This is a genomic window from Mycobacterium parascrofulaceum ATCC BAA-614, from assembly GCF_000164135.1.
Classification (GTDB): Bacteria; Actinomycetota; Actinomycetes; order Mycobacteriales; family Mycobacteriaceae; genus Mycobacterium; species Mycobacterium parascrofulaceum.
This window is the reverse complement of record NZ_GG770562.1, coordinates 31,579-35,479: the sequence shown is the minus strand read 5'-3', so window position 1 is coordinate 35,479 and position 3,901 is coordinate 31,579. Positions and strand designations below refer to the sequence as shown.

The following is a 3,901-nucleotide window of genomic DNA, read 5'->3' as shown; positions in this document are numbered from 1 at the left end:
CACTGCTGGCACGTCAGGCCATCGGTACGAAGACGTTGTGCAAGGCCGGAATCGTGCCCGGCTCGCCATCGGCTAAGACGTCGAGTAATCGTGGTAGGCCCGCGAAACCGGCGACGTCCCGGGATAGTTCATCGAAGGGCCAACGCCCAGAGACGAGCAATTCGATCGCGCTCTGATAGGCGGGGTAATCGACCCCCAGCGAGCCGAGGACGCGTAGTTCTTTGAAAACGAGGAGGTCTGGCTCGAAGCCTGGTGCTCCGCCGCCGCCGCGGGTGCCGGCGATCACCACGCGTCCGCCTGGTCGAGCAAGTGCGACGGCGTCAGCGAATGCACCTGGCGCTTTGGCGGTGACGTCGACGACGACGTCTGCGAGTTGACCGGTCGCTCGTTGCAGGGCCTTGACCGGGTCTTCACGGGTCACGTCAATGGTCAGGTCCACGCCGAACTTGGACGCTGCGGCTAACCGTGGTCGATCGCGTGGTCCGAGTCCGGTCATAGCGACGAATGCCGCTCCGGATTCCTTCGCTGCTACGGCCGAGCAGATGCCGCGGATGCCTGGCCCCAGGACTGCGACGACGTCGCCTGACGCGGTCTCCGGCAGCGTGGCAGCCCATTTGATTCCCGCGCCCAGCGGGTTGAACAACGTAGCGACAATCGGGTCGAGTCTGTCTGGAATCGACAACAGCATGGAATCGAAGGGCAGATGCAGGTGCGTTGCGTACCCTCCCCACAGGCCGGGATCGATGTTTACGTCGACGAAGCCGAACATCGTGGCCAGTCCGTTGCGCGAGCACCTGCGATACTCACCTCGGCGGCACGCGTCGCACTCCCGGCACGATCGAAAAACCTCGACCGCAACCCGATCACCTGCCGACACACCCCAACGCGCGCTTGCGGCGTCACCGACTGCCTCAACGACACCGACGATTTCATGTCCCGGGACGAAGGCGAAGCCCGCTGGTAGGTGACCGCTGTACTGCTCGTGATCGGTTCCGCAGAGCCCGCACGCCTCGATCCGAAGGACTCCGGAGTGGCCGTCGACGGGCGGTACCGCAAGAGTGCGCCGCTCGAGGGCGCGCGGCTTGGTCAGCACGAGCGCATCGGCCTTCATGGCAGTTCGAATTCGACGCGCTGATCAGCGGGCCGCACAGTTACCTGACGTCCGACCATCATCTCTTTTGACATTTCCTTCGCCACCTTCGCATCGTCGTTGCGAGCCGCGACGCGCCGGCCGTCGGGTAGACGCGCGAGAACAGGCACCCACGAAGGGCCAACGTCGCGGTCGTGTACCACCGTGTAGCCGTCGATCGTTGCCCTACCGGATGTGTCGGCGGCAGAAGCGACTGGAACCGCAGTCGCATCAATCGCGGCCTGCGCTTCCGCCATGTCCGGTGTCTGCCACCCAGTCGGCGGCGGCGTCGCCGACCATAGGCCCAACGAGTGCTTCGTGATGTACCAACCTAATCCGGAAACCAGTCCTAGGGCGTCCGGTTCGCTTCGGCAGCGTCGAACCATCTCCACAATCGAGTGGCTGACATAGTTGTTACCCGGTCCTCCGTGGTAGGGCAATCCACCGGTCACCGTGAACCCGCGTGGATCCGCTGGATCGAGATCGAGCGCCTCGATCGCAACTTCGACCGCGGAAGGGAAGCAGGAGTACAAATCGAACCATCCGATGTCATCGGCGGAAAGGTCGCAGGCAGCTAGGAGCGCCCGTCCGACAGCGCGAATTCCCGCGGACCGACTGAGATCGGGCCGCTGAACCGGAAAGTACACGTCGTTGCAAGTGGCCGCGCACCATGGGAAAACCCATCGGTCACGAGGAACACCGATTTCGTCGGCGACTTCGGCAGCCATCATGACGAAGGCGGCTGCCATATCGACGGTGATAATGCTGTTGAGCATCTTGGGATATGGCTCGCACACCATCCGGTTAGTTGGCGAGACCGAGCTGAGCTCACTGGCAGTGCGCGCGCGCGGAAACCATGCCTGGCCGGGATGCCTCGATGCTTCGAGCGTGAAGGGGGCCATCAGGTTTCCCAGCCAGCGACGCTGCTCATCGAAGGTCCGGCCCGATCGAGCCGCAATCGCCGATTCGAAGACCGGGTACACCTGGTGCGGCCAACGCAGTCCAGCACACATCTCGGCCGCGCTCAGACCGGGGCGAGTATCGCCAAGTGACTCATCCCGGCCCTCAACGGGTTTCGGGTCTCGTCGCACCTGACCCGATCCAACCCTACGAGCTGACGCGCCGCTCTCCGCTCCGACGACTAACACCGCGTCGCTGACACCGCGCGCGATGCGGGCGCCGAGCACCTCAACGAGGTACTGAGGCGTATTACCGCCAACCGGACAACTGATGCGCCGTATTGGCGCCAGCCCAGCCGCTTCGGCAATCCTCGTCGCAGGATTGTCACGCGGAATCATCAAGATTCCGGGCGTCGCCACCATATCGATTCGATGCCCGATAGCAGCGCCCGAGTCCTGCAATGCTCGACGCACGGCCTCGGAAGCCAAATCGATGGGGTCAACGACACCGTCGTCGCGGTGCGTGATCTCACCAACTGCGACGACGACCGGAGTGCGGCGTGGAATCGGCAACGGTCAGGCCGCGGTCATCGTCGACGCCTTTGCGACATATCTGCGATATTGTCACATAAGGTGCTATACGACAACTGCTTCGATCGTCAGCCCACGAACGGCACGGGACGGCATACTTGAATGGTGACGAAAAAATCGTTGCGATGGGGCACGGCGACCGCCGCGAGCCGCGACATCGCCCGAGACCATCTGCTCGATGCCGCCGCAACGTCCCTCGAGAACAAGGGGCTACCGGGCACCACGATGGAGGACATCGCCAGGCAGGCCGGGGTGTCCCGCGCCACGGTGTATCGCTACTTTCCGAGTCGTGAATCCGTCATTTCCGGTGTTATCTTGCGGTCAGCCGAACGCTACCTCCGCCGCATTAGTGCGCGGATCGCAGCGCATGCCGATTTAGGCTCGGCGATACTGGATTTCGTCGAGGTTACACTCCGTGCGGCCCACCGTGAACCCATAATCGGATTGCTATTCGGCAGTGACGACGAACTCGCCGGCGTAGGGCTGGCCAAGGGTACGTCGGTGGCTTTGTTCGAACTCGTCGCCGAGTTCCTTCGCCCTGTCTTCGCCGCGCACTGGGATCAACTTGAGCGTGGGGTGTCGGTCGACGATGCATCCGAGTGGATACTGCGGGCTATCCTCAGCCTACTCACGGTCGAAGGCCCAAGGCAGCGCAGCCCGGAGGGCCTCGATGCTTTTCTACGAAGATTCCTGCTTCCTCCTCTGCTCACCACCACCCGGTCTTGCGCTGATGCAACAAGTACGAAGTAATGTCTCGTTAGTGGCAGCAGTATCGGTGAACGACGAGGGGCTCTAGACATGAAGTTCGAGCAGTTCAGCCAAGAGATTGCCGACGAGTTGCAGAATGCGGCGGCAACCGCGGGTGGGCTGTCCAGCTACTTGGGATTTCGGCACACCGAATTCGCCGCGGGACGTCTGGTTGTGGAGATGGATGCTCGGGACGACCTGATGACGCCGTTCGGCAACCTGCACGGCGGATGCTTGTCGGCGATGGTAGACCACTGTCTGGGCGTGGTGTTCTATCCGGTTATCCCAGCGGGATCATGGGTGGCCACAACGGAATTCAAGCTAAATCTGCTGCAGCCCGTGTCGAGCGGAGTGTGCGTTGCGGTCACCGAGATCATCGCGCTGGGCAAGCGTAGCGGTGTCGCCAGAATCGATGTCTCCAACGCGGGGCGCGCGGTATGCGCGGCGCAGGGAACCGTGACGGTGGTTAGCCCGAGGGGGTATTCCGGTTGATGGCGAGACTGAGCACGAGTGCCGTCCGAATTGGCTATCGCGG

The 3,901-nt window shown here is 62.8% G+C and carries 4 protein-coding genes; 2 read left to right on the top strand and 2 right to left on the bottom strand.

All coding sequences use genetic code 11. The annotated features are described in order from the left end of the window. Positions 1-13: 13 nt before the first annotated feature. Both HMPREF0591_RS28490 and HMPREF0591_RS28485 read right to left on the bottom strand, forming a co-directional pair. Positions 14-1,111 carry a zinc-dependent alcohol dehydrogenase gene (locus HMPREF0591_RS28490; protein ID WP_007172287.1) on the bottom strand — a complete coding sequence of 366 codons (1,098 nt, stop codon included), beginning with the start codon at positions 1,109-1,111 and terminating at the stop codon, positions 14-16. Beyond that, a complete protein-coding gene (locus tag HMPREF0591_RS28485; protein WP_007172286.1) occupies positions 1,108-2,601 on the bottom strand; it encodes an acetyl-CoA acetyltransferase in 1,494 nt (497 codons plus the stop codon). Before HMPREF0591_RS28485 ends, HMPREF0591_RS28490 begins: the two co-directional genes overlap by 4 nt. Before the next feature lie 120 nt (positions 2,602-2,721). On the opposite strand from HMPREF0591_RS28485, the gene HMPREF0591_RS28480 reads away from it, so the two are divergent. Continuing rightward, positions 2,722-3,369, top strand: a complete 648-nt coding sequence (locus HMPREF0591_RS28480) for a TetR/AcrR family transcriptional regulator (protein ID WP_007172284.1) — start codon at positions 2,722-2,724, stop codon at positions 3,367-3,369. A 48-nt stretch (positions 3,370-3,417) separates the two neighbouring features. Next, complete coding sequence (locus HMPREF0591_RS28475) at positions 3,418-3,858, top strand: PaaI family thioesterase (RefSeq protein ID WP_007172283.1); 441 nt, start codon at positions 3,418-3,420, stop codon at positions 3,856-3,858. Positions 3,859-3,901: the final 43 nt, after the last annotated feature.

What these genes read in the sequence shown, in the direction of transcription:
- HMPREF0591_RS28475 (WP_007172283.1), top strand. Translation starts at nt 3,418, where the DNA reads ATGAAGTTCGAGCAGTTCAGCCAAGAGATTGCCGACGAGTTGCAGAAT.
- HMPREF0591_RS28490 (WP_007172287.1), bottom strand. Translation starts at nt 1,111, where the DNA reads ATGAAGGCCGATGCGCTCGTGCTGACCAAGCCGCGCGCCCTCGAGCGG.
- HMPREF0591_RS28480 (WP_007172284.1), top strand. Translation starts at nt 2,722, where the DNA reads ATGGTGACGAAAAAATCGTTGCGATGGGGCACGGCGACCGCCGCGAGC.